25 protein-coding genes are annotated in these 26,173 nt (G+C 30.3%); 16 read left to right on the top strand and 9 right to left on the bottom strand.

Features of this window, described 5'->3' with window-relative positions:
* Positions 1 to 68: 68 nt before the first annotated feature.
* Positions 69 to 437, bottom strand: a complete 369-nt coding sequence (locus ACFOWD_RS02330; protein WP_298990028.1) for an SPOR domain-containing protein — start codon at positions 435 to 437, stop codon at positions 69 to 71.
* Between the two features lie 194 nt (positions 438 to 631).
* Between ACFOWD_RS02330 and ACFOWD_RS02325 the strand changes: the two genes are divergently transcribed.
* The 13 genes from ACFOWD_RS02325 to ACFOWD_RS02265 all read left to right on the top strand — a co-directional run bounded on the left by ACFOWD_RS02325 (position 632) and on the right by ACFOWD_RS02265 (position 16,970).
* Complete coding sequence (locus ACFOWD_RS02325) at positions 632 to 1,939, top strand: c-type cytochrome (protein ID WP_377407786.1); 1,308 nt, start codon at positions 632 to 634, stop codon at positions 1,937 to 1,939.
* Between the two features lie 73 nt (positions 1,940 to 2,012).
* Positions 2,013 to 5,072 carry a TAT-variant-translocated molybdopterin oxidoreductase gene (locus ACFOWD_RS02320; protein ID WP_377407784.1) on the top strand — a complete coding sequence of 1,020 codons (3,060 nt, stop codon included), beginning with the start codon at positions 2,013 to 2,015 and terminating at the stop codon, positions 5,070 to 5,072.
* Between the two features lie 21 nt (positions 5,073 to 5,093).
* Positions 5,094 to 6,560 (top strand): NrfD/PsrC family molybdoenzyme membrane anchor subunit, encoded by a 1,467-nt coding sequence (gene nrfD, locus ACFOWD_RS02315; RefSeq protein WP_377407782.1) that lies wholly within the window; start codon positions 5,094 to 5,096, stop codon positions 6,558 to 6,560.
* Between the two features lie 2 nt (positions 6,561 to 6,562).
* On the top strand, positions 6,563 to 7,090 hold the full coding sequence (locus ACFOWD_RS02310) for a DUF3341 domain-containing protein (RefSeq protein WP_298990016.1): 528 nt from the start codon (positions 6,563 to 6,565) through the stop codon (positions 7,088 to 7,090).
* Positions 7,091 to 7,100: 10 nt separating this feature from the next.
* On the top strand, positions 7,101 to 7,652 hold the full coding sequence (locus ACFOWD_RS02305) for a c-type cytochrome (RefSeq protein ID WP_298990010.1): 552 nt from the start codon (positions 7,101 to 7,103) through the stop codon (positions 7,650 to 7,652).
* 26 nt (positions 7,653 to 7,678) lie between these two features.
* The gene (locus tag ACFOWD_RS02300) at positions 7,679 to 9,121 is read left to right on the top strand and encodes a quinol:cytochrome C oxidoreductase (protein ID WP_377407780.1); all 1,443 of its coding nucleotides are present in this window, start codon (positions 7,679 to 7,681) and stop codon (positions 9,119 to 9,121) included.
* 38 nt (positions 9,122 to 9,159) lie between these two features.
* Positions 9,160 to 10,170 (top strand): cytochrome c oxidase subunit II, encoded by a 1,011-nt coding sequence (locus ACFOWD_RS02295; protein ID WP_377407777.1) that lies wholly within the window; start codon positions 9,160 to 9,162, stop codon positions 10,168 to 10,170.
* 32 nt (positions 10,171 to 10,202) lie between these two features.
* Positions 10,203 to 11,984, top strand: a complete 1,782-nt coding sequence (locus ACFOWD_RS02290; protein ID WP_298990002.1) for a cytochrome c oxidase subunit I — start codon at positions 10,203 to 10,205, stop codon at positions 11,982 to 11,984.
* A gap of 102 nt (positions 11,985 to 12,086) precedes the next feature.
* Positions 12,087 to 13,109, top strand: a complete 1,023-nt coding sequence (gene ruvB, locus ACFOWD_RS02285; protein ID WP_377407775.1) for a Holliday junction branch migration DNA helicase RuvB — start codon at positions 12,087 to 12,089, stop codon at positions 13,107 to 13,109.
* Positions 13,110 to 13,112: 3 nt separating this feature from the next.
* On the top strand, positions 13,113 to 14,852 hold the full coding sequence (locus ACFOWD_RS02280) for a SulP family inorganic anion transporter (protein WP_377407772.1): 1,740 nt from the start codon (positions 13,113 to 13,115) through the stop codon (positions 14,850 to 14,852).
* Between the two features lie 69 nt (positions 14,853 to 14,921).
* Positions 14,922 to 16,328, top strand: a complete 1,407-nt coding sequence (locus ACFOWD_RS02275; protein WP_377407770.1) for an MBL fold metallo-hydrolase — start codon at positions 14,922 to 14,924, stop codon at positions 16,326 to 16,328.
* Positions 16,329 to 16,332: 4 nt separating this feature from the next.
* Positions 16,333 to 16,698 (top strand): rhodanese-like domain-containing protein, encoded by a 366-nt coding sequence (locus tag ACFOWD_RS02270; RefSeq protein WP_377407767.1) that lies wholly within the window; start codon positions 16,333 to 16,335, stop codon positions 16,696 to 16,698.
* 5 nt (positions 16,699 to 16,703) lie between these two features.
* On the top strand, positions 16,704 to 16,970 hold the full coding sequence (locus ACFOWD_RS02265; RefSeq protein ID WP_377407765.1) for a heavy-metal-associated domain-containing protein: 267 nt from the start codon (positions 16,704 to 16,706) through the stop codon (positions 16,968 to 16,970).
* Positions 16,971 to 17,006: 36 nt separating this feature from the next.
* Here the strand turns inward: ACFOWD_RS02265 and ACFOWD_RS02260 are convergent, their stop codons facing one another.
* Both ACFOWD_RS02260 and ACFOWD_RS02255 read right to left on the bottom strand, forming a co-directional pair.
* A complete protein-coding gene (locus tag ACFOWD_RS02260) occupies positions 17,007 to 17,870 on the bottom strand; it encodes a sigma-70 family RNA polymerase sigma factor (protein ID WP_377407763.1) in 864 nt (287 codons plus the stop codon).
* 27 nt (positions 17,871 to 17,897) lie between these two features.
* Entirely contained in the window at positions 17,898 to 18,089 is a 192-nt protein-coding gene (locus ACFOWD_RS02255) for a hypothetical protein (protein WP_298989979.1), read from the bottom strand.
* Positions 18,090 to 18,510: 421 nt separating this feature from the next.
* On the opposite strand from ACFOWD_RS02255, the gene ACFOWD_RS02250 reads away from it, so the two are divergent.
* Positions 18,511 to 18,963 carry a hypothetical protein gene (locus ACFOWD_RS02250; RefSeq protein ID WP_377407761.1) on the top strand — a complete coding sequence of 151 codons (453 nt, stop codon included), beginning with the start codon at positions 18,511 to 18,513 and terminating at the stop codon, positions 18,961 to 18,963.
* 49 nt (positions 18,964 to 19,012) lie between these two features.
* Here ACFOWD_RS02250 and ACFOWD_RS02245 read toward each other — a convergent pair whose 3' ends face one another.
* Positions 19,013 to 21,361 carry a TonB-dependent receptor gene (locus ACFOWD_RS02245; RefSeq protein WP_377407759.1) on the bottom strand — a complete coding sequence of 783 codons (2,349 nt, stop codon included), beginning with the start codon at positions 21,359 to 21,361 and terminating at the stop codon, positions 19,013 to 19,015.
* 321 nt (positions 21,362 to 21,682) lie between these two features.
* Between ACFOWD_RS02245 and ACFOWD_RS02240 the strand changes: the two genes are divergently transcribed.
* Complete coding sequence (locus ACFOWD_RS02240) at positions 21,683 to 22,078, top strand: nuclear transport factor 2 family protein (RefSeq protein ID WP_377407757.1); 396 nt, start codon at positions 21,683 to 21,685, stop codon at positions 22,076 to 22,078.
* Here the strand turns inward: ACFOWD_RS02240 and arfB are convergent.
* Genes arfB through ACFOWD_RS02215 form a run of 5 tightly spaced genes read right to left on the bottom strand, consistent with a single transcriptional unit; the run spans position 22,075 to position 24,772 of the window.
* Positions 22,075 to 22,479 (bottom strand): alternative ribosome rescue aminoacyl-tRNA hydrolase ArfB, encoded by a 405-nt coding sequence (gene arfB / locus ACFOWD_RS02235; RefSeq protein WP_377407755.1) that lies wholly within the window; start codon positions 22,477 to 22,479, stop codon positions 22,075 to 22,077. The genes ACFOWD_RS02240 and arfB overlap by 4 nt on opposite strands.
* 2 nt (positions 22,480 to 22,481) lie before the next feature.
* Positions 22,482 to 23,105: an AAA family ATPase gene (locus ACFOWD_RS02230; protein WP_377407753.1), complete on the bottom strand. Its 624-nt coding sequence runs from the start codon at positions 23,103 to 23,105 to the stop codon at positions 22,482 to 22,484.
* Positions 23,066 to 23,698, bottom strand: a complete 633-nt coding sequence (gene pnuC / locus ACFOWD_RS02225; protein WP_377407751.1) for a nicotinamide riboside transporter PnuC — start codon at positions 23,696 to 23,698, stop codon at positions 23,066 to 23,068. Before pnuC ends, ACFOWD_RS02230 begins: the two co-directional genes overlap by 40 nt.
* Entirely contained in the window at positions 23,698 to 24,138 is a 441-nt protein-coding gene (locus ACFOWD_RS02220) for a hypothetical protein (RefSeq protein ID WP_377407749.1), read from the bottom strand. The genes pnuC and ACFOWD_RS02220 overlap by 1 nt, the downstream gene beginning before the upstream one ends.
* A gap of 10 nt (positions 24,139 to 24,148) precedes the next feature.
* Positions 24,149 to 24,772, bottom strand: a complete 624-nt coding sequence (locus tag ACFOWD_RS02215; RefSeq protein ID WP_377407747.1) for a 4'-phosphopantetheinyl transferase family protein — start codon at positions 24,770 to 24,772, stop codon at positions 24,149 to 24,151.
* 62 nt (positions 24,773 to 24,834) lie between these two features.
* On the opposite strand from ACFOWD_RS02215, the gene ahcY reads away from it, so the two are divergent.
* Positions 24,835 to 26,148 carry an adenosylhomocysteinase gene (ahcY, locus tag ACFOWD_RS02210; RefSeq protein ID WP_377407745.1) on the top strand — a complete coding sequence of 438 codons (1,314 nt, stop codon included), beginning with the start codon at positions 24,835 to 24,837 and terminating at the stop codon, positions 26,146 to 26,148.
* Positions 26,149 to 26,173 lie beyond the last annotated feature (25 nt).

Here is a 26,173-nt window from a genome sequence, read left to right as displayed (position 1 = left end):
TTTACATATCAAAATAAAAAAACCAAAATCAATTTAGATTTTGGTTTTTTTTATGTTTTAAAAAAATTTTATTTTCCTAGAGGGATCACAATTAATCCAGAAAATTTTTCTGAAAATTGTAGTGCAGCTTTATCTGCTTCTAATCTTGTTTTATAATTACCAACTTGAACTTTCCAATATGGTTGTTCGTAGTTTAAATTCGTAGAAACTTTCGGGAAATCTATCCTGAATTTACTTCTTAAGCTCCTTGCTTTTGTTTCATTCCCATAATAAATTTGAATAGTATATCCATACCCATATTTATCATTAAAAGCCCTTTTTTTAGCTATTAATTCTTTAATTTCTTTACTGCTATTGGTCTTATTTTGTGCCTTTACATCTACGATATATGTAGTTGCGATAAAGAAAAAAACGATTAAGAATACTTTATTTTTCATAAATAAAATGTTTATACAAATGTAACGACTTGATTAAAAATAAATTTGTTAAATATATTATTTAGAATTATTATAAATTAATATTTAACAATCCTTTCTTTTTTTAAAATATGGCAATATGTAGTACTTTTGTGCAACTGTTCAAAACCTATTTTTTTGAACGATTTAAAACGATACTAAAATAGTTTGTATATATGAAAAGTGTATCATTACACAATAGGCTAAGTAGAGTACTTCTTAAGAGTTTTTCCATAATTCTTTTTTTTGCGTTTAGTTTATCTTCTTTTTCACAAGATGTAGATGAAGCACGTCAAAAAGAAGGTAGGAAATTATTCAAACAACTTTGTGCATCTTGTCACAAATTAGATAAAAAGTTGATTGGACCTGCGCTTGGAGGTGTAGAAGAAAGAAGAGAAAACGAGTGGTTAATTGCATGGATTAAAAATAATGCAGAACTAAGAGCTACTGGAGATAGAGATGCAATTGCAATCTTTGAAGAATACAATGGATCTGTGATGTCTGCATTTCCTCAGTTATCAGACCAACAAATAAATGATATTTTATATTATACAACAGTTGGAGATCCTGTAGCTAAAACAGCTCAAGGCACAGCAGTTGTGGATCCAACAAATGTAAATGTTGGTAGTGCTCCAGAGTGGTTAATTTACATTCTTGCTGCTGCTATAGTTGTTGCTTTCTTAATGATTGCGAGTTTGCTAAAGCAAGTTAGCGAGTTAAAAGGTAATACTGCAGAAAATCAAAAATCTAATTTAAGGAGAGATTTACAAGAACTTTGGGTAGGTGTTAAAGAAAACACTTTCTTAAAAGTTGTATCAACAATATTTTTATTGTTAGTCGCTGCTTATGTTGGATTTGGCACATTGTATAAAGTTGGTGTAGATGAAGGTTATATGCCATTACAGCCAATTGCTTTTTCTCATAAAATACATTCAGGAGAAAATAAAATCGAATGTCAATATTGTCATTCATCAGCAAAACATAGTAAACACTCAGGAATACCTTCTGTAAATGTTTGTATGAACTGTCACAAAAATATTGCTGAAGTTGCTGAAGGAACTAAGGTAGAATGGGATGGTGTTACTTATGGTAAAGCAGAATTAGACAAAGAGATAGCAAAAGTATATGAGGCTGCAGGTTGGGACCCAGAAACTCTTGAGTATACAGGAGAAGAAAAACCAATAAAATGGATTAGAATTCATAATTTACCAGACTTTGCATATTTTAACCATTCACAACACGTAACTGTTGCAGGTTTAAAATGTCAAAAATGTCATGGTCCTGTAGAAGAGTATGATGAAATGCGTCAGTTTTCTCCATTAACAATGGGTTGGTGTATTAACTGTCACAGAGAAACTGGGGTTGATACAAAAGGAAATGAGTATTATGAAAAGATTCACAAAGAATTAGCTAAAAAATATAACGTAGAAAAAGTTACGATAGCTCAACTTGGTGGATTAGAGTGTGGTAAATGTCACTATTAAAAAAAGAAGAATGATAGTTTTAGTCGAAGTGAAAACTAATAGCTAAAACTAACAACTAATAACTAAATAATAAATGGCTTCAAACAAAAAATACTGGAAAAGTGTTGAGGAACTTAAAGGTAGTTCTATTGTTGAAACGCTAAGTAAAAATGAGTTTGTAGAAGAAATTCCAACAGATGAATTCTTAGGAGATAAAGATACTTTAGAAAATTCTTCTACTTCTCGTAGAGATTTTCTTAAATACATTGGCTTCACAACTGCTGCTGCATCATTAGCTGCTTGTGAAGGACCTGTAAGAAAGTCTATTCCTTATGTTGTAAAACCAAACGACTATATCCCAGGTGTTGCAGATTGGTATGCTTCTTCTATGGCAGATGGTTTTGATTTTGCAAATGTTTTAGTAAAAACTAGAGAAGGTCGTCCAATACAAATTATGCCTAACAAAGAGGCTAATGGAACTACTTCTGCAAGAGTACAAGCTTCTGTTTTATCTTTGTATGATGAGAAACTTCGTTTAAAAGAGCCAACTAAGGGTGGTGAAACTATTACTTGGGCTGATGCAGATGCTGCAATAGCTGCTAAATTAAATGATTTAAAGAGTTCTGGTAAATCAGTTATTTTATTAACAGGTACTTTAGCTAGCCCATCTACAGAAAAAATAATTGAAGAATTTATAGTTGCTAACCCAAATGCTAAACATGTAGTTTATGATGCAGTTTCAGAATCTGGAGCTACAGACGCTATGATGGCTATGTATGGTAAAAGAGCATTACCAAACTATCATTTAGATAAAGCAAAAACTATAGTTTCTTTTGGTGCTGATTTCTTAGGAGATTTCCATGGAGGTTTTGAAAAGCAATATGTAAATGGTAGAAAGCCAGAAACTGGAAGCATGTCTTATCATGTTCAGTTTGAAAGCAATATGTCTTTAACTGGTGCAAATTCTGATAAAAGAGTGGTTGTAAAACCATCTGATCAAGTTTTTGCTTTAATCAATTTATATAACGCAATCACTGGTAGCAATATATCATCTAAATCAACACCTGTTGATGCAGACGTTAAAGTAATGGCAGCAGAACTTAAAAAAGCAGGTTCTAAAGGTGTTGTTTTAACAGGTATGAATGATAAAAATGCACAACTAGTTGCATTTGCAATTAACGAAGCATTAGGTAGTGAAATTTTTGACACTACAAATACATTAAATATACGTCAAGGAAATGATTCAGAAGTAAATCAGTTAATAGCTGATATGAATTCTGGAAAAGTTGGTGGATTATTAACTTATAATGTTAACCCTATTTATTCTTTAGCTAAAACTGAAGATTTTGTAAAGGGGTTAGGTAAAGTTTCTTTAAAGGTTGCATTATCAACTGAGAATAACGAAACTGTTGATGCAATGGAATTTGCATTACCAACACCACATTTCTTAGAATCTTGGGGAGATACACATTTTGATCAAGCAACTTATGGCTTATCTCAACCAACTATTCAGCCTTTATTTAATACACGTCAAATTCAAGATACGTTATTAAAGTGGTCTGGTAATTCAACAAAATATTACGATTATTTAAAATCATTTGCAACAGAAAATATATTATCTGGTAGTTCTTGGAACAAGGCACTGCATAATGGTTTCTATAAATTAGAAGTAATCGAAACTGTAGAATTTGAAACAGAAGTTAATGTAGCAGATGCTGCAAACGCTTTATCAAATTCAGCTAAAAAAGCAACAGGTTTCGAATTAACTTTATACACTAAAACTGGTTTAGGTGATGGTAAGCAAGCAAACAATCCTTGGTTACAAGAATTCCCTGATCCATTAACAAGAGTTTCTTGGGACAATTACTTAACAATGTCTATGGCAGATGCCAATGAGTTAGGTTTTGAAAACCCAGTTAGAGATAATGGAGCTATTGATGGTAATTATGCTAAAATTACTTTAAATGGTAAATCAGTTACTTTACCTGTAATCATTCAGCCAGGACAAGCAAAAGGATCTTTTGGATTGTCTTTAGGTTATGGAAGAACTTTTGGTTTAAAAGAAGAAATGCAGGTTGGAGTAAATGCTTACCCACTTTATGCTAATTCTAACAATGTACAATTTGGTGTTGCTATAGAAAAAGTAGCAGGTAATCATGAGTTTGCATGTCCACAAGTTCAAAAAACAATTGCAGGGCGTCATGATATTTTAAAGGTTGCTTCCTTAAAGGAATATAAAACTATAGATCCTAAAGATCATCATCATGGATGGAATAAGCCAGCTTATGTTTCTTATGATCATCAAGAAGTAGAAGCAAATACAATTGATATTTGGGATGAGCACAATAGAGAATTAGGACATCACTTTAATTTATCTATAGACTTAACTTCATGTACTGGTTGTGGTGCTTGTGTTATTGCTTGTCATGCAGAAAACAATGTACCTGTAGTTGGTAAAAAAGAAGTTAGAGTTGGTAGAGATATGCACTGGTTGCGTATAGATAGATATTATTCTTCTGAAGTAGAAACTAGAGAAGACGCAAAAGAATTAGGATTAAGTAGAGGAGAAACTTACAGAGCTTTAGAAACTGAAGCAGAAAATCCTGAAGTTACTTTCCAACCAATGATGTGTCAACACTGTAACCATGCACCTTGTGAAACAGTTTGTCCTGTTGCAGCAACATCTCATGGTCGTCAAGGACAAAATCAAATGGCTTATAACAGATGTGTAGGTACAAGATATTGTGCTAACAACTGTCCATATAGAGTTCGTCGTTTTAACTGGTTTAACTATGCTAACAATGATGAGTTTGACTTTAATATGAACAATGAGTATGGTAAAATGGTATTAAACCCAGATGTTACTGTACGTTCTAGAGGAGTTATGGAAAAATGTTCTATGTGTATACAAATGACACAAGCAACTATTTTAAAAGCAAAAAGAGAAGGTAGAGCAGTAAATACAGATGAGTTTGAAACAGCTTGTTCGTCTGCTTGTACAACAGGTTCTTTAGTATTTGGTGATGTAAATAATAAAGAAGATGAAGTAACTTCTTTAGTAGAAGATAAAAGAGCTTATAATGTGTTAGATTACTTACAGACAAAACCTAATGTAATCTATCAGGTTAAAATTAAAAACACAAACGAAGCGTAATTAAAAATTAAGATATAGAATATGTCTCATTACGAAGCACCCATTAGGGAACCTTTAGTGTTAGGTGATAAAAGTTATCACGATATTACTGAAGATATTGCTAGACCAATAGAAGGTAAAGCAAATAAGAATTGGTACATGGCATTTTATATTTCTTTAGCAGCAATGCTTTGGGGATTTGGATGTATCTTCTATACAGTTGGAACAGGTATTGGAGTTTGGGGTCTAAGCAAGAATATTGGTTGGGCTTGGGATATTACCAACTTTGTATGGTGGGTAGGTATTGGTCATGCAGGAACATTAATTTCTGCTGTACTTTTATTATTCCGTCAAAAATGGAGAATGGCAATTAACAGATCTGCAGAGGCAATGACAATTTTTGCCGTTTTTCAAGCAGGTTTATTCCCAATCATTCACATGGGTCGTCCTTGGAATGGTTATTGGGTATTACCTATACCAAACCAGTTTGGATCTTTATGGGTAAACTTTAACTCACCATTACTTTGGGATGTATTCGCAATTTCTACATATTTATCTGTATCATTAGTTTTCTGGTGGACAGGTTTACTGCCAGATTTTGCTATGATTCGTGATAGAGCTGTAAAACCTTTTCAAAAGAAAATTTATGCATTATTAAGTTTTGGTTGGTCAGGTAGAGCAAAAGATTGGCAACGTTTTGAAGAAGTATCTTTAGTATTAGCAGGTTTAGCTACTCCTTTAGTACTTTCTGTACACACAATTGTATCTTTTGACTTTGCTACATCTATTAACCCTGGATGGCACTCAACGATATTTCCACCTTACTTTGTTGCTGGAGCAATCTTTTCAGGATTTGCAATGGTGCAAACTTTATTAGGTATTATGCGTAAAGTAACAAACATGGAAGAGTATATTACTCGTTTACATGTTGAGTATATGAACATAGTAATCATTTTAACAGGTGGTATTGTAGCTGTAGCATATGCAACAGAATTTTTTATAGCTTGGTATACAGGTTCTCCTTATGAAAACTATACTTACTTATCTGTAGGTGCAGCAACAGGACCTTATGCATGGGCATTTTATTCTTTATTATTCTTTAACATTTTAACACCACAGTTATTATGGATAAAGAAAATAAGAAGAAGTTTTATATGGTCTTTCATCATATCAATCTTTATTAACATTGGTATGTGGTTTGAGCGTTTTGATATTATCGCGATTGTATTAAGTAAAGGTCACTTACCATCAACTTGGTGGAGATTTGAACCAACTTTCGTAGATGTAGGTATTTTTATTGGTACAATCGGTTTCTTCTTTGTATTATTCTTAATATATGCTAGAACATTTCCAGTAATAGCACAAGCAGAAGTTAAGACAATTTTAAAATCTTCTGGAGAGTTTTACAAGAAAAGAAGAGAACAAGGTATACCAACTAAACCAGCTATTGTTTTAGCTGATAATAAAATCACTGAAGAAGATTCTTCAGATAAAAAGAATAAAAAGTAAATATGGAATCATCTAAAGTTATACATGCATTATATAATGATGACGAAATTCTATTAGATGCTGTTAAAGCTGTAAAAGCAGAACACCATCATATAGAAGAAGTATTTTGCCCTTTTCCTGTTCATGGTTTAGATAAAGCTATGGGATTAGCACCAACAAGATTAGCAATTACAGCTTTTATGTATGGTATTACAGGTTTAGCAATTGCTATTTGGATGACGAATTATATGATGATAGAAGATTGGCCACAAGACATTGGTGGTAAACCAAGTTTTTCTTGGTTCGAAAATATGCCAGCATTTGTGCCAATTATGTTTGAATTAACAGTGTTTTTTGCAGCTCACTTAATGGTAATTACTTTTTACATGAGAAGTAGAATATGGCCATTTAAAAAAGCTGAAAATCCAGATCCTAGAACAACAGACGATCATTTTTTAATGGAAATACCTGTAGGTGATAATGTAGAAGAATTAACTACTTTATTAACTAAAACTGGGGCTGTTGAAATAAATGTAGTAGATAAGCACTAATCAATAGATAATGAAAAATTTAAAATCAATTATTGCTTTAGTATTTTTTGCAAGTATCTTAATTTCTTGTAATAATAGAAGAGAACGCCAATTACAATATATGCCAGACATGTATGAGTCTGTGCCTTATGATGCTAATGGAGCAAATGGTATTAATAATGCACCAGTAAACATTAAGCCTGTTGCAGGTACTATTTCAAGAGGAGGACATCCTGCTTATGACATACCAGATACACCAGAAGGATATGATAAAGCAAAAGCTGAATTAACAAATCCTTTGGCTTTAAATGACGAAAATTTAGAAAAAGGTAAACAGCTTTATGATATTTACTGTATTTCTTGTCATGGGAAAAAAGGTGATGGAAATGGTTATCTAGCTCAAGCAGATAAGTTTGCTGGTATACCAAGTTATGCAGATAGAGATATTAATGCAGGATCTATTTATCATGTAATTATGCATGGTAAAAACTTAATGGGTTCTCATTCGTCTCAATTAACATATAAAGAACGTTGGCAAATAATTCATTACGTAGAACAATTACGTGGAGATTTATTAAAATAATTACAATAAGATAGAATACTAAAAATATGTATCAATTCTCAGGTAAACTAAAATTAGCATCAATCATACTTATCATAGTAGGTGCTTTAGGTATTGGTTATGGTTTCTTAACTGCTCCTTCAACTTTAGAAGAAGCAAAAGAAATTATGGCACATCAATCTTCTCATGGAGATGATCATGGTAATTCTCATGGAGAAAAGAAAGAAGTTCATAAGAATGAACATGATAGTAAATCTGGTGCACATGAAAATAAGCCGATTATAGACAATGAAACAAGTGCTCATGATTCTCATAATGATAATGCTCATGCAGAACATGTTTTTCATCAAATGCAAAACAAACCTTGGTCTGCATTCTATGTATCTTTATTTTTCTTTTTAGGTATATCACTTTTAGTATTAGCATTCTACGCTGCTCAAAGAGTTGCACAATCAGGTTGGTCTGTTGTACTATTTAGAGTTATGGAAGCAATTTCAGCTAATTTAGTGCCAACATCAATTATAATGTTATTAGTGATATTATCAGCTTCTGTGTTACATGTAAATCATATGTTTCCTTGGATGGCAGAAGGTACTTTTGACCCAACAAGCCCAAATTACGATGCAATTGTAGATGGTAAATCTTGGTGGATAAATGTTCCTGGTTGGACAATTAGAGGTATTGTTTATCTTTTATTATGGAATGCTTACAGATGGTTCATTAGAAAGAATTCTATAGCAGAGGATACTGCAAACGATGGTAATAAAACCTATAAATTAAATTATAATGTTTCAGTAGTATTTTTGTTCATATTTATGTTAACAGAATCTATGATGTCTTGGGATTGGATAATGGGTCTTGACCCTCACTGGTTCTCTACATTATTTGGCTGGTATGTTTTAGCTAGTTTATTAGTAAGTGCTTTAACAGTAATTGCATTTGTTACAATTTATTTACGTTCTAAAAATGCTTTACCAGGTGTAAACGATAGTCATATTCATGATTTAGCAAAATTTATGTTTGGTTTTTCTGTATTCTGGACATACTTATGGTTTGCTCAATTTATGTTAATCTGGTATGCTAACATTCCAGAAGAAACAACTTATTTTATGGCAAGATTTAATGAGTATAAATTACCATTTTTATCAATGCTTGTTATGAATTTTGTGTTCCCAATATTATTATTACTTAACAGTGATTTTAAGAGTATTCCTTGGTTTGTGGTTATTGGAGGTATAGTTATTTTAACAGGACATTATGTTGATGTTTTTGTAATGATAATGCCTGGTACAGTTGGTGCTCAATGGTCATTTGGAATCCCTGAATTAGGAGCGTTTTTATTCTTCTTAGGAATATTTATTTATACAGTGTTTAGTGCATTTGCAAAAGCAAACCCTATTCCAAAAGGTAACCCATTCTTAGAAGAAAGTGAACACTTTCACTATTACAATATAGAACATAGAGGTGAAGAATCAGAAGCTCACCATTAATAAATTAAAGAATTAAAAACAATTAAGAAACGATATATATGCTAGCTCTATTTTATATTTTTATAGGTGTTGCAATAGGTGTAAGTTTTTGGCAAATAACTAGAATTTTAAATTTTAGAACTGTAATTGCAGATGATGCTGATAATGCCAAACAAGGAAAATATGCGATTTATTTCATGGTTTTCTTATATGCAATGATGATTTATTGCTTGATTTTCATGAATGTAATAATGTTACCTGAAGCAGCTTCTCTAGAAGGGGAACATGATGATAGATTATTCAATATTACATTCTGGTTAATAGGTATTGTACAATTTATCATGCAATTCTTAATTTTTTACTTCACATTTAAGTATAGAGGTAATAAAGAAAGAAAAGCGAAGTTTTATGCAGATAGTCACAAATTAGAAGCTATTTGGACAATTACACCAGCTATTGTATTAGTAGTTTTAATTGGATATGGTTTATGGCAGTGGAATAATGTTATGGATTTATCTGATGCAGAAGATCCAATCGTTATAGAAGTTTACTCTCAACAATTTAGATGGGATGCACGTTATGCAGGTGAAGATAAAACTTTAGGTTTAGGAAACGTAAACTTTATTGAAGGCATTAACACTATGGGTGTAGATATGTCTGATAAAAACTCTCAAGACGATATTCAAGTAACTGAATTGTATTTACCAAAAGGTAGAAAAATACATTTTAAATTCCGTTCACAAGATGTATTACATTCTGCTTATATGCCACACTTTAGAGCACAGATGAACTGTGTGCCAGGTATGGTTACAGAGTTTGGATTTACACCAAAGTATACAACTGAAGAAATGAGACAACAACCAGAAGTTGTTGCAAAAACAAAAGGTATTAATAAAGTAAGAAGTGCTAAAGGAGAAGAACTTTACGAGTTCGATTACTTATTGTTGTGTAATAAAATCTGTGGAGCATCTCATTACAACATGCAAATGAAGATTACTGTTGTAGAACAAGATGAGTATGACGAATGGATTTCTAAGCAACCAACTTTAGCATCAGTATTAGCAAAATAAAAAAATTAAGACACTACAAATAAAATAAGATTATGTCAGATCATCATCATAAAGAAACATTTGTAACAAAATATATTTTTAGTCAAGATCATAAAATGATCTCGAAACAATTCCTTGTTACAGGTATGTTTATGGGAATTATTGCAGTATTAATGTCTATGCTATTTAGGTTACAATTAGCATGGCCAGAAAAATCGTTTACGATTATTGAAGCATTTTTAGGACCACACCAAACAGATGGTGTTATGAATCCTGATATGTATTTAGCTCTAGTTACAATACATGGTACTATAATGGTATTTTTTGTATTAACAGCGGGTTTAAGTGGTACATTCTCAAACTTATTAATTCCATTACAAATTGGAGCAAGAGATATGGCTTCTGGTTTCTTAAATATGATATCATATTGGTTATTCTTTTTATCAAGTGTAACTATGGTAATATCATTATTTGTTGAAGCTGGACCAGCATCTGCAGGATGGACAATTTACCCTCCTTTAAGTGCATTACCACAAGCAATACCAGGTTCTGGAACAGGTATGACACTTTGGTTAGTATCTATGGCTATCTTTATTGCTTCTTCTTTAATTGGAGCATTAAACTATATTGTTACTGTATTAAACTTAAGAACAAAAGGAATGAAAATGACAAGATTGCCATTAACAATGTGGGCATTCTTTATTACAGCAATTATTGGTGTTGTTTCTTTCCCAGTTTTATTATCAGCAGCTCTATTATTAATTTTTGATAGAAGCTTTGGTACATCATTTTACTTATCAGATATTTTTATATCAGGAGAAGTATTACATTATCAAGGTGGGTCACCAGTATTATTTGAACACTTATTTTGGTTCTTAGGTCACCCAGAAGTATATATTGTATTATTACCAGCATTAGGTATTACATCAGAAATTATATCAACAAATTCTAGAAAACCAATCTTTGGATATAGAGCAATGGTTATGTCAATTATGGCAATTGCATTCTTATCTACAATTGTATGGGGTCACCATATGTTTATTTCAGGGATGAACCCATTCTTAGGATCTGTATTTACATTTACTACCTTATTAATTGCAATTCCTTCTGCAGTAAAAGCGTTTAATTATGTAACAACTTTATGGAAAGGTAACTTACAATTAAACCCAGCTATGTTATTTTCTATTGGTCTAGTATCAACATTTGTAACAGGTGGTTTAACAGGATTAGTTTTAGGTGATTCTGCTTTAGATATCGCAATTCATGATACTTACTTTGTAGTAGCACACTTTCACTTAGTAATGGGTGTTTCTGCAATCTTTGGGATGTATGCTGGTATTTATCACTGGTTCCCAAAAATGTATGGTAGAATGATGAATAAAACATTAGGTTATTGGCATTTCTGGATAACTATAGTATGTGCTTATGGTGTATTTTGGCCAATGCATTTTATAGGATTAGCTGGTTTACCAAGAAGATACTATTCAAACACAGCTTTCCCAATGTTTGATGATTTAGCAGATATTAATGTTGTTATTACAATATTTGCTTTAGTAGGTGGTATAGCTCAAATTATATTTTTAGCGAACTTCTTTATCTCTATTTACAGAGGAGAGAAAGCTACTCAAAACCCATGGAGATCTAATACTTTAGAATGGACAACTCCAGTAGAACATATACATGGTAACTGGCCAGGTAAAATTCCTGAAGTACATAGATGGGCTTACGATTATAGTAAAAAAGTAGATCCAAATGACGATGATAGCGATTATTTACATGGACAAGATTTTGTGTTGCAAACAACACCATTACTTCCAGGAGAAGAGCCATCATAGAAAAACAATATTTAGTAAAAAACCTTTCCAAATCGGAAAGGTTTTTTCTTTTGTATCAAAAGTTACAAAAAAGCTATTTTAAATAATATTATCTTTGTTTTTATGAACGAAAACTTGAATCCTGAAAATAATAATTATTCAAATGAAGAATTAGATGTAGAAATAAAACTACGTCCACTCTCTTTTGACGATTTTACAGGTCAAGATCAAGCACTTGAAAATTTAAAAATATTTGTTGAAGCTGCAAACCAGAGAGATGAAGCATTAGATCATACTTTATTTCATGGTCCTCCAGGTTTAGGAAAAACCACTTTAGCACATATTTTAGCCAATGAATTGCAAGTAGGTATAAAAGTTACATCAGGCCCTGTGTTAGACAAACCTGGAGACTTAGCAGGCTTGTTAACTAACCTAGATGAACGAGACGTTTTATTTATTGATGAAATTCATAGATTAAGTCCTATAGTAGAAGAATATTTATATTCTGCTATGGAAGATTATAAAATTGATATTATGATTGAGTCTGGCCCAAATGCTAGAACTGTACAAATCAATTTAGAACCATTTACTTTGGTTGGAGCAACAACTAGATCAGGATTACTTACAGCACCAATGAGAGCTCGATTTGGAATTAGTAGCAGGCTACATTATTACTCAACAGAATTACTATCTACGATAATACAAAGAAGTGCACATATATTAAAAGTGCCAATATCTATGGAAGCAGCTATAGAAATAGCTGGTAGAAGCAGAGGAACACCAAGAATAGCAAATGCATTATTAAGAAGAGTTCGTGATTTTGCTCAAATAAAAGGTAATGGAAAAATTACTATAGAAATAGCTAAGTACGCCTTAAAAGCTTTAAATGTAGATGCACATGGTTTAGATGAGATGGATAATAAAATCTTATCAACGATAATAGACAAGTTTAAAGGAGGTCCTGTAGGTATAAGCACTATAGCAACTGCAGTAAGTGAAAACACAGAAACTATAGAAGAAGTATATGAACCTTTTTTAATTCAACAAGGGTTTATAATGAGAACTCCTAGAGGAAGAGAAGTTACAGATTTAGCTTACAAACATTTAGGAAGAATAAAAGGAACAAATCAAGGAGAATTATTTTAATTGATGAATATCAAAAAAGTAATACCTATTTTAGAATGGTTACCCAACTATAATAAATCACTTTTTAAAGGGGATTTAGTAGCTGGAATTACAGTTGGCATCATACTTATTCCACAAGGCATAGCTTATGCATTAATTGCAGGTTTACCACCAATTTATGGTTTGTATTGTGCTTTGATGCCACAAGTTATGTATGCTATTTTTGGCTCGTCTAGACAAGTAGCTATTGGTCCTGTAGCAATGGATTCTTTAATTGTTGCAACAGGTGTTTCTACACTAGCTTTAGCAGGTTCTGAAAGTTATATAGCCATTGCTATTCTTTTAGCATTAATGGTTGGTGTTATTCAATTCATTTTAGGAATTTTCAGCTTAGGTTTTATTGTAAACTTTTTATCTAAACCTGTAATTACTGGTTTTACATCTGCTGTAGCCTTAATTATTGGTGTAAATCAGTTTCGTAATTTATTAGGTGTAGATTTTATTCAATCAGATCAAATCCAGTATTTATTAATGGATATTTGGCTTCAAATAAGCACATTCAACTTTCATACAACAGCAATTGGTTTAGTGTCTGTTTTTATTATTATCTTTTTTAGAAAGATAAATAAGAAAATACCTAATGCTTTAATTGTGGTTGTTTTAGGTATTTTAATAATGAAATACTTTGGTAAAAATTTATCAGACGTTGCTGTTGTTAAAGATATTCCTTCAGGTTTGCCAAGTTTTTCATTTCCTGTTTTTGATTTAGATCAAATAAGAGAATTATTACCTATTGCATTAACTTTAGTTATGGTTGGTTATTTAGAAACTATATCTATAGGTAAATCATTAGAGGCAAAACAAGATGAATATAGAGTTAGACCAAATCAAGAATTAATAGCTTTAGGATTGAGTAATATTTTTGGTTCATTTTTTAAAGCTTACCCATCAACTTCAAGTTTTTCTCGTTCTGCAATAAATGCAGAAAGTGGTGGTAAAACAGGAATGTCTGCTTTAATTTCTGTTGCAATGGTAATTTTCACCTTACTTTTTTTAACGCCATTATTTTATCATTTACCTAAAACAGTTCTTGCAGCAATTATTATTGTAGCTGTTTTTGGATTGATAAATTTTAAAGAAGCTACTTTTTTATGGAAAGCTAACAATCTAGATTTTTGGTTATTAATAGCAACTTTTGTTTCTACTTTAATTTTTGGAATAGAATATGGGATAATAGTTGGGGTTGGTTTATCATTAATAATTCTAATTTTTAGAACTTCTAGACCATATGTTACAGAACTAGGTAAAGTACCAAATTCTAACTTTTATAGAAATAAAAATAGGTTTGAAGAAGTTATTTTAGAAGATGATATTCTAGTCTTACGATTTGATGCTCAATTATTTTATGCAAATGCGAGTTATTTTAGAGACAATTTAGACGAAATGGCAGCCAAAAAAGGGAAGGCATTAAAATTGATAGTATTAGATGCAGAAAGTATTAACAGAATAGATAGTACAGGAGTAGAAATGCTAAAAGAGCGAATAAAATTTTATCAAAAGAAAGATGTTAAATTTTATTTTGCAGGAGTGAAAGGCCCTGTTAGAGATTCATTATTTAGAGGAGGCTTACTTAAGGTGATAGATTTGAACCATTTTTTCATGAGGGCAAATCAGGCAGTAAGATTTTACAAAACTGGAGATAGAAAACATCAAGAAAAATATGCAAAATACATTCATCAAGCATATTATGATGAAGTAAATTAATAGAATGATAATTATCATTTAAAGTAGTATTGCTTTATGGTAATTTTAAATATTTAGAATTATATTATTATGGTTATAGAACAGATTTATACAGGTTGTTTAGCACAAGGAGCTTATTATATAGAAAGTAATGGAGAAGTTGCTATAATAGATCCTTTAAGAGAAGTACAAGATTATATTGATAAAGCAGAAAAGAATAATGCAAAAGTTAAGTACATCTTCGAAACCCATTTTCATGCAGACTTTGTTAGTGGTCATGTTACTTTAGCTGAAAAAACAGGAGCTAAAATTGTTTATGGGCCAACAGCTAAAACTAATTTTGATGCTCTTATTGCAGAAGACAATCAAGTTTTTAATGTTGGTAATATTACTATTAAAGTTCTACATACTCCAGGTCATACTATGGAAAGTACTTGTTACTTGTTAAAAGATGAAAAAGGAAAAGATCATGCACTTTTTAGTGGAGACACTTTATTTTTAGGTGATGTTGGTAGACCAGATTTAGCACAAAAAGGAGACCTAACTCAAGAAGATTTAGCAGGTTTTTTATTTGATAGTTTACGAACTAAAATAATGCCTTTAGCAGACGATGTAATTGTTTATCCTGCTCATGGTGCTGGTTCTGCTTGTGGTAAAAATTTAAGTAAAGAAACTGTAGGTACAATTGGTAATCAAAAAGAAACAAATTATGCTTTAAGAGCTAATATGACCAAAGAAGAATTCATAAAAGAAGTTACAGATGGTTTATTGCCTCCTCCTGCTTATTTCCCTTTAAATGTAAAATTAAATAAAGAAGGATATCAAGATGTGGTAGATGTTATAAAACAAAGCACTAAACCACTTTCTCCAAAAGAGTTCGAATTATTAGCAAATGAAACTGAGGCTGTTATTTTAGATGTACGTCATCAATCAGAATTCATTAAAGGCTTTATACCTCAATCTATATTTATTGGATTAGGAGGTACTTTTGCTCCTTGGGTTGGAGCTTTAATTAAAGATATTAAACAACCTATTTTGTTAGTTACTCCAGAAGGAAAAGAAGAACATACCATAACAAGATTATCTAGAGTTGGTTTTGATAATGTATTAGGATATTTAGAAGGTAGTTTTGAAGCTTGGAAAAGTTCAGGGAAAGAAATAGATACTTTAGAATCAGTTTCTGCACAAACTCTAGAAGAAAAAATTAAAGAAGATGCCTTGGTTTTTGATGTTAGAAAACCAGGAGAATTTACAAGCGAACATATTGAAATTGCAACTAGTACGCCTTTAGATTTTTTAAATGATCACATAACAGAATTCCCAAAAAGTAAAGATTTTTATGTGCATTGTGCAGGTGGTTACAGATCTGTTATAGCAGCTTCAATTTTAAAAGCAAGAGGATTTCATAATGTTATTGATGTTGCTGGAGGTTATGGAGCAATTAAAAAAACGGGTATTAAAAGAACTGAAGCAGTTTGCCCATCAACTTTAAAATAAAAAGATGAAAACTGTTTTTTGTTTCTTTTTAACTTTTTTATTATTTGTTAATTGTAATTCTCAGAATACTGAAATAAATTCTATTACTACTTTAGAGTTAAAAGATTTATTAAAAAAAGATATACAATTATTAGATGTAAGAACACCAGAAGAAGTTAAAAATGGTGCTATAGAAAAAGCACTATTTGTAAATTATTTTGATAAAGATTTCACTGAAAAAGCAGTAAATAAATTAGATAAAAACAAACCTGTATATTTATATTGTAGAAGTGGAAACAGAAGTGGTAAAGCCGCTATTTTACTAAAAAATAAAGGGTTTAAAGTTGTAAATGTTATTGGTGGTTATAGCCAATGGATAAAAGAAAACTAAATATTATGAAAACTACATTACAAATAGAAAATTTAAAATGTGGTGGATGTGCAGCTACAATTAAAAAAGGAATTTTAGCAATAGGTGGTGTTGAAAACGTAGATGTAAATTTAGAAGAATCTTCAGTTAGTATTACAAGCACCAAAAATAATTTAAAAGAGGTTAAAATTAAATTATCTAAATTGGGTTACCCAGAAATTGGTGATAAAAATACAGTATTGCACAAAGCAAAATCTTTTATTAGTTGTGCAGTTGGTAAAATTGATAACTAAAAAAAAGCAGCTATTTAATAGCTACTTTTTTTTAGTTTATCCTAAATAATATTTTAAAACTTGATTTCTAGATTTAGACTGTAATCGTCTTATAGCTCTTTGTTTCACTTGTCTAACACGTTCTCTTGTTAAATCGAATTCTTCACCAATTTCAGCTAAAGAACAAGAAGTTTTTCTACCTATACCATAAAACATTTTAATTACTTTGGCTTCTTTATAGCTTAAAGATTGTAAAGCTCTATCAATCTCAATCTTTAAACCATTTTTAATCATTTCACTATCTGGTGTTGGTGTTTCATTAGACTGTAAAACATTATAAAGATTAGAATCTTCACCTTCTTTAAAAGGGGCATCCATAGATAAATGTCTACCTGAATTCTTCATACTAGTTTTAACATCTCTAACAGTAGTATCTAACTCATTTGCTATTTCTACATAAGTGGGTACACGTTCTTTTTGTTGTTCTAACCTTGCATAAACTTTGTTAATTTTACTTATAGAGCCAATTTTATTTAATGGTAAACGTACAATTCTAGATTGTTCTGCAAGCGCTTGTAAAATAGATTGACGAATCCACCAAACAGCATAAGAAATAAATTTAAAACCTCTTGTTTCATCAAAACGTTTGGCAGCTTTTACTAAGCCTAAATTACCTTCATTTATTAAATCTGATAATTTTAATCCTTGATTTTGATATTGTTTAGCAACAGAAACTACAAAACGTAAATTTGCTTTCACCAATTTATCTAAAGCTCTTTTATCTCCAGCTTTAATTCTAACAGCCAATTCAACTTCTTCATCTGCTGTAATTAAATCTATTTTACTTACTTCTTGAAAGTATTTTTCTAAAGATTTAGTATCTCTGTTGGTTACTTGTTTTGTAATTTTAAGTTGTCTCATATATTTTGCAGGTTTTAAAGAATTATTTTAAGCATATAATTTACAGTCTTCACAGTTTTTTATTTGACCATAATACGTTTCTCTATAAGTATGTAATGTTTTTACTGGTATACCTAAAACATACTTTTTAATAGAAGTTACTTTTGTATTTAGCATTCCCATTTTTTGAGAATAATATTTTTTGTTTTTAGTTTGTCTTTTAAATTCAATTATTTTCATCATCATTTATTTTAGAACATAACTCATAGGTATGCTCTTATCATTTCATTATTATTTTAAAATGTAGAAATTCTTTTACAGAAGTAGATTACTGTAATATCAACTAGAAAGCTGGTGGTATAAATTTATCTGACTGGTTTTTGAAAACAGAGAATTCAAAATTATAGATTCTCATATTTCTTTTTTGATAAATTGAAGAATTTTTCATCGAATGCGAAATTACAAAAAATAACCCGTTTTTGCTAAAAAATAACCATATTTATTCAAAAAACTATTAAAATGAGCTCAATTTTGTCATTTTTTATAAGTTTTTGTATGAGTTAAGATTTGATGTTTAAGCGTCAAAAAAGTGTGATTTATTCTTGTAATTTTAAATTGAATACTAAAAGCAGGAATAATGAAAACGATGAAATTTATATTGATGACAGTTTTAATAACAATGATTTCTTGTAATCTAAGAAAAGAAAATAACTTTACAGATAATGATAATATTGATGTAATAGACTTAAAAAACGATAAAAGTTTACTAGTTAAAAAAGATTACTATGGAACTTATTCTTTTAGTAATTGGAATGATTTTAATATTTCGAACATAAGATTACACGAAATTGAAAGCTTAGATTTTAATACCTCAATTACAAGAATGAACTTATTAAGTGAATCTATTTTAGGAATGGATGAAAGTATACCTGATTGGTTAAAAACTGATAAAGCTTTAATAGAGATAGAGGAGATAGAAGAAAAATTTTCTATTCTAGTAGATCAAAGATATTCATCTACAACAAAAATTAGAAAAAATTGGGAAAATCTTTCAAACGAATTTGACGATTTAAGAGAAGAATTAAAAGAAACTGTAGAAGAGAATCAATCTTAAAAGATTATTTAATATAAAAAAGGGGAGCAAATTGCTCCCCTTTTTTGAATTAAAATCTTAAAGTTGCTCCTAATAAGAAGTTTCTTGTTGCTTGCGGATAATATCCTGCACCATCAACAGTTCTTGTAACTCCAGGATTAGACCAAGTGTCATCAAAAATGTAATAGTATCCTCTATCAACATACTTTGCATTAAAAATATTATTAACTAAAGCTGTTAGGGTAATTGATTTAAAAATTTTGTTTGTATTAATTTGATATACAATATTTAAATCGCTTGTAAAGTAACTATCTAACACATCATTAGTAGAAATTGCACTACTAAAATTACTCATAAACTGTTCTCCAACAAATTTAGAAAGAAAAGAAATTTGTAAGTTTTCTGTAGCATTATAAGTTAAAATGTTTCCTAAAACAGTACTTGGTGAAAAAGATAAATCTGTGTCTCCTAATAGAACAGGAACCTGATTACCATCTCTTATTAAATAAAAATCTCTGTTTTTATTAATACTAAATGCAGCATTAGGTCTCACAGAAAATTTATCAGATAGGGTAATATCAGCATCAATTTCTAAACCTAATCTATAACTACTACCAGAAGTTGCTCTTACTGGTTGGCCAACATCATCAATAGCACCTGTTAATACTAATTGGTTATCATAATCCATATAATAAATATTAGTATTTAATTTAACGTTTTCTTTTTGTAAACGCCAACCCAATTCATAATCGAATAAAGTTTCTGCAGTAGAAACACCTCCTTCAAAATCATTTCTATTGGGTTCTCTATTTGCCACTGCAAAAGAAGCATATAAATTATTATTTTGATTTAAAGTATATGTAAAACCAAATTTAGGGTTAAAGAAATCGAAGTTAGTATCAACATCTATGGGTGCTCTATCAGAAGTTAAACCTTTAGTTTTGTAACTTACAAACCTACCTTGTAAATCTAAATAACCAGATAGTTTTTCTGAAATATCAAAATTTGCTTTGGCAAAAACAGAAAAGTCATTTTTAGTTGCGTCAGAAAAATAATAACGGTCTCTTATAGATACATTTGGGGCTAAATCTTCTCCCCAAATTACTTCTCCAAAATGATCTCCTGTATAATTAGAATAAGAGATTCCTGTAATTAAATTAATCTTGTCTGTTTTATAATTTGCATTAAAATTAAATACATAATAATCATTATCTAACCAACGTCTTACAATTACATCTGTGCCATCAACAATTAAATTATTAAAATCAGCAGCAGATTCATCTTCTTTAAACTGCTCAAAGAATCCAGCTCCTTTTGTATAATTTAATCCTAAATTAGTAGACCATTTGTCTGTCCATTTTTCATTCCAATGCAATTGATAGTGATCTTGTTTGTAATCATCTACTTCATTTTCATACGTATATGGATTTTGTCTTCTGTCTTGTTCTAATTGAGTAGCATCTAATCCAAACCAAGCTTGGTAAGTTCTTTCAGTTCCTCCAAAAGTAATCGCTTTAATTAAGGTATTTTCGTCTGTATAAGAACCTTGTAAATAGTATGATTTTAAATCTGCAAATGCTCTGTCTACATAACCATCTGAATAAATATTAGATAAACGACCTGCAATTTCAAAATGCTCATTTAATTTACCCGTACTAAATTTTACAGTGTGTTTTCTGGTGCCAAAAGAACCAAAAGAGTTTTGTATTTCTCCATAAGCTTCTTCAGAAACTGCATCTGTTAAGATGTTTAAACTGGCACCAAAAGCTCCAGAACCATTTGTAGATGTTCCTACACCTCTTTGTAATTGCAAGTTTTGAGTAGAAGAAGCAAAGTCTCCTAAATTCACCCAAAATGTACCTTGACTTTCTGCATCATTATAAGGAATACCATTTATAGTAACATTAATACGTTCACTATTAGAACCACGAACATTCATATACGTATACCCAACTCCTGCTCCTGCATCAGAAGATGAAATAACGTTTGGTAAATAGTTCATTAAAATAGGGATGTCTTGACCTAAATTACGTTTTGCAATCTCTTTTTTAGATAAGTTAGAAAACGTTACAGGAATATCTGCATTTACACGAACTGCAGATACTAAAACTTCATCTAATAAAGTTTCGTTAGGTGATAACTCAAAATTAATGAAAGTGTCTTTTGTTAATGATACTTCTTTACTTTCTGTTTTGTATCCTAAAAAAGATACTCTAATTGTGTAATTTCCTTTTCTTAGAGTCATAGCAAATTCCCCCTCAAAATTAGTTGTTTTGCCTTGTTTATTTTCTTTAATTACAAGACTAGCATTAGGTAAAGGATTGTTGTTTTCATCAACAACTTTACCAGAAAGTTTAAACTGTTGGGCGTTTACAAGTATACTTGCAAACAAGAATAAAAAAATGGGTATTTTTTTCATTTTAAAAAATTAAAACGAATAAAAAGAGGTAATTATTCTTGTGATTATTATTGAATAATTAGTGTCATTACATAATGACTTTTTAAATATCCCTAAACAGCATTACCTGTTCTAGGTTCATTGGGTATGATCTCAGCCGATTTTCAGTTGGCAGTCTACAGTTTTCAGTTAGCAGTGAAATACTGATTACTGAATACTGATTACTGAATACTGATAATAGCACCCCTTTATGAGAACAATGCAAAGGTAAATTGGAAAATTGAATTACAAAATAACAATCGTATTTTTTTGTAGCTTTACAAATACACCAAAAATAATTAAATGCAAAATTTAGTAGGATTAGATACGTGGCATAAGTTTGTAAATGAAAGAAATATTCATGAATTAAATAGTTTTATTTCAGATAATGCTACTTTATACTCACCTGTTGTATTTAAACCTATAAAAGGGAAATTTATGGTAACTATGTATTTACAAGCAGCAGCAGAAATTATTGCAAATGATAGCTTTAAATATGTAAGAGAAGTTGTAGATAAACAAAATGCAATTCTAGAATTTGAAACTGAAATTAATGGTCTTTCTGTAAATGGTGTAGACATGTTACAATTTACCAAAGATGGTAAGTTAAAAGAAATTAAAGTAATGATAAGACCATTAAAAGGTGTTAATGTTGTTCATCAAAAAATGGCAGAATATTTAGAAAAAATAAAAGGTTAGTCTAAATTTGGTTTCTTTCTTAATGCTTTTTTAATTGAATTATTTTGCTTTTTTTCTAATCTTTTTTGAATAGAAGCTTTAGAAGGTTTTGTTTCTTTTCTAATTTTTGGTTTGGTTAATCCTTTCTTTATAGTTTCTAAAAAACGTTTTATTGCAATTTCTTTATTTCTGTGCTGAGATCTTGTTTCTTCACAGAATAGAATTAATATATTTTCGTTTGTTAGTTTAGAAGATAGTTTCTCTTTTAGCCTTTCTTTTTCTTTTTTACTTAACGCATTTGAGTTTTCTAAATCAAAAGTCAATTCTATTTTAGAAGAGGTTTTGTTTACATGTTGTCCTCCAGCTCCAGAACTTCTAATGGCTTTAAAACTTAGTTCGTTTATGATGTCTTTTGAATTCATAATTACTCTTCTAAACGAACATTTATATTGTATAAAGAATCTGAAAAGTTATGTAAATTCTCTTTTTGATAAAGAATCTTATCAATAGCCTTTATAGCATTTTGCAAACGTGTTTTTTTATCTCCTTTTAGTAACAAGTAATTCTTGTTATTTTCTTGTAATGCTTTTTCAAAAGCATTAAACATTTCTAAACGTTGTTCTGGTCTATCTCTTAAATCATCTGCTTCCCAAGGAGTATCTATATAGGTTAATAAATATAAATCATAGTTATTTTCTTTAGCTGCTTTTTTAAGAGTATCATCTGCAAAACCCTCATAAAATTCTTCAGAATACACCTTAGTTTCTAATAGATCTGTATCACAAATCAAGATTTTATCTGCTTTTTTAGCTAATTTATTTTCTAGTTTCATTTGACCAATTGCAATTGGTAAAATATCTTCTAGTTCACAAGTTTTACGTTCGTTGTTCCATTTTTTTTGAAGATATTTTCTAGCATACTCAGGTGCCCAAACAGTATTATAATGTCTTGCTAATTGACGAGAAAGTGTTGTTTTTCCAGAAGATTCTGGGCCAAATAAAACAACTTTTACGATATTAATTGGGTCTTGTGTAAGCTTTTTTTCCATGCTAAGTAACCAAATATGGCAATAAATGTAAATCCTAAATATTGAAAACTAGTAAATGTAAATCCTTTGTAAAAATATAAAGGTACAGAAATGATGTTTCCTATAATCCAAAACAGCCAATTTTCTATTTTACGTTTTGCCATTAACCACATGCCTACAAAGAAAATAGCTGTGGTAATAGTATCTACATAAGCAACCCAAGAGGTCCATTTATCAAAATAATTGTACACAACATACACAAAAACTAAGGTTGCAATAAAAATTAGAAATGCTGTTTTTTTCTCTTTTAAGCTAGTCGTAGAAATTGGTGTAACATGCGTTTCGTCTACTTTACGTGTCCAAATATACCAACCATAAATACTCATTATAAAATAGTAGGCGTTAATCATCATATCTCCTAAAAGTTCCCATTTTAGAAGAAGATATACAAAAATTGAGGTGCTAATCATTCCAGTTGGAAATACCCAAATTTTATTTTGTTTTGAAAACCAAACAGATAAAAAACCAAAAATTACTGCAATAATTTCTAAGATAATATCTACAGTTGAATAACCTTGATATTGACCAAAAAAGAAATTGAAAATTTCTGACATTAAAATTTAATTTTATTTAAAATCCAGTAGCATAAAAGCACTAATATTGGAATAATAACTAATGCATAGTTTATTGTCCAAAATATCTTCATCGCTAATTGACCTCCTTGAAATTCAACTTTATCTGTAAATGTAAAAGACAATTTACCAGCTAATAAATACGAGATAACCACCCAAAGTGCAGCAATAACAATAGTAGTTTTAATTTGATAACTTAAAAGTTTATTAAATCTGTTTTTTGGATTACGCAAATTAGCAACACTTAAATATACACTTAAAGATAAACCCATAAAACCAAACCAAGTTATTAATGTGCCAGCAGGAAAATTATAACTTGATGCTAAATTATAAAGTAAAACTGTAGGGCTGCTTATTAGCAAAAAAGTAGCTATTAATGTTATAGAAATAGTAATAAATAGTAGTTTTTTTCTATGTTTCATTTATTGTTTTTTAAAATGCGTAAACACAAGTAAAGCCTTCAAATTCTAAAAACTCTATATCATAAGAGTTTTGTTCTCCATTAAAACGAATTTCTCCAGTTGTTTTGCTGTCGTCAAACTTAAAATCTTCTATATAAATATGATGTAAAAATAAGAGTTTCTTTTTTCCGTAAATTTTATATAAACTTTCTTTTGCGCCCCAAACAATGGTGAGTTTAGCTATTAAAGCGTCTACATTTGCAATGGTTTTATATTCTTCAATAGGTGTAAATTTATGTGCAATTTTTAAAATTTTATCACGCTGTTTTTCAATATCTATGCCTACAACTTTATCTGTTGAGTGTATAATAGCTGTAAAATTAAAAGAATGTGTAATAGAAATATAACCTTCTTTTAAATGAGGTTTTCCAAATTCATCATATTCTAAATCAGCATCATTTAAATTGATCTCTTTTAATAAGTGTCTTATGCTTAAAAATCCTTTTTGATGTAATTCAGACTTCATCGAATTTAATCGAGCCTCACTATTTGTTGTTAGTGTAATCCCAGCCTTTAATTCATCAATAGATTCTTCAATTTTCCAAATAAAAACTTTAGTTTCTGAGCTGATAGTTAATGTTTTGTAAAGAGCCATAATTTTTAAAAAGGATATCGTAACTTTGCAATCGCAAAAATTAGACAATAAATATACATAATATGAGCACAAAAACAGCTTACGTACCATTTAAAGTTAAAGATATTTCTTTGGCAGATTGGGGTAGAAAAGAAATTGAATTGGCAGAAGCAGAAATGCCAGGATTAATGAGTTTAAGAGAAGAGTATGCAGATGCACAACCTTTAAAAGGGGCAAGAATTGCAGGTTGTTTACACATGACTATACAAACTGCTGTATTAATAGAAACACTACAAGCTTTAGGTGCAGAAGTTACTTGGAGTTCTTGTAATATTTTTTCTACACAAGACCAAGCTGCTGCTGCAATTGCTGCTACAGGTACTCCTGTTTATGCTTGGAAAGGGATGAATGAAGAAGAATTTGATTGGTGTATAGAGCAAACATTATTCTTTGGTGAAGATCGTAAACCATTAAATATGATTTTAGATGATGGAGGAGATTTAACAAATATGGTGTTAGATAAATATCCAGAATTAGCAGATGGCATCAATGGTTTATCTGAAGAAACTACAACAGGAGTGCATAGATTATATGAGCGTGTTAAAAACGGAACATTACCTATGCCAGCTATCAACATTAACGATTCTGTAACGAAATCAAAATTTGATAACAAATACGGTTGTAAAGAATCTGCTGTAGATGCAATTCGTAGAGCAACAGACATTATGTTAGCAGGTAAAAGAGTTGTGGTTTGTGGTTATGGAGATGTTGGTAAAGGTACAGCTGCTTCTTTTAAAGGTGCAGGTTCTATAGTAACAGTAACAGAAATCGACCCTATTTGTGCTTTACAAGCAGCTATGGATGGTTTTGAAGTAAAACGTTTAGAAACTGTTATGGGTAATGCAGATATTATTATTACAACAACAGGTAATAAAGATATAGTTACTGCAGAACATTTTAAAGGTGTAAAAGACAAAACCATAATCTGTAATATTGGGCATTTTGATAACGAATTAGACATTGCTTGGTTAAACAAAAACTATGGTGATACTAAAGTAGAAATTAAGCCTCAAGTAGATAAATATACGATTGATGGTAAAGACATTATTATTTTAGCTGAAGGTCGTTTAGTAAACTTAGGATGTGCAACTGGTCATCCAAGTTTTGTAATGTCTAACTCATTTACAAACCAAACTTTAGCACAAATTGAATTGTGGAATAATGCAGATGCTTATGAAAATAAAGTGTACATGTTACCTAAACATTTAGACGAAAAAGTAGCAAAATTACACTTAGAAAAAATAGGTGTTGAGTTAACAGAATTACGTAATGACCAAGCAGAATACATTGGTGTTACTGTAGAAGGGCCATTTAAACCAGAACACTATAGATACTAAGAATGTATTTTTAGATATTAAAAAA

Source organism: Polaribacter marinivivus, from assembly GCF_042651285.1.
GTDB lineage: Bacteria > Bacteroidota > Bacteroidia > Flavobacteriales > Flavobacteriaceae > Polaribacter > Polaribacter marinivivus.
The sequence above is the reverse complement of the archived record's forward strand: the minus strand, read 5'-3'. Positions and strand labels throughout refer to the sequence as shown.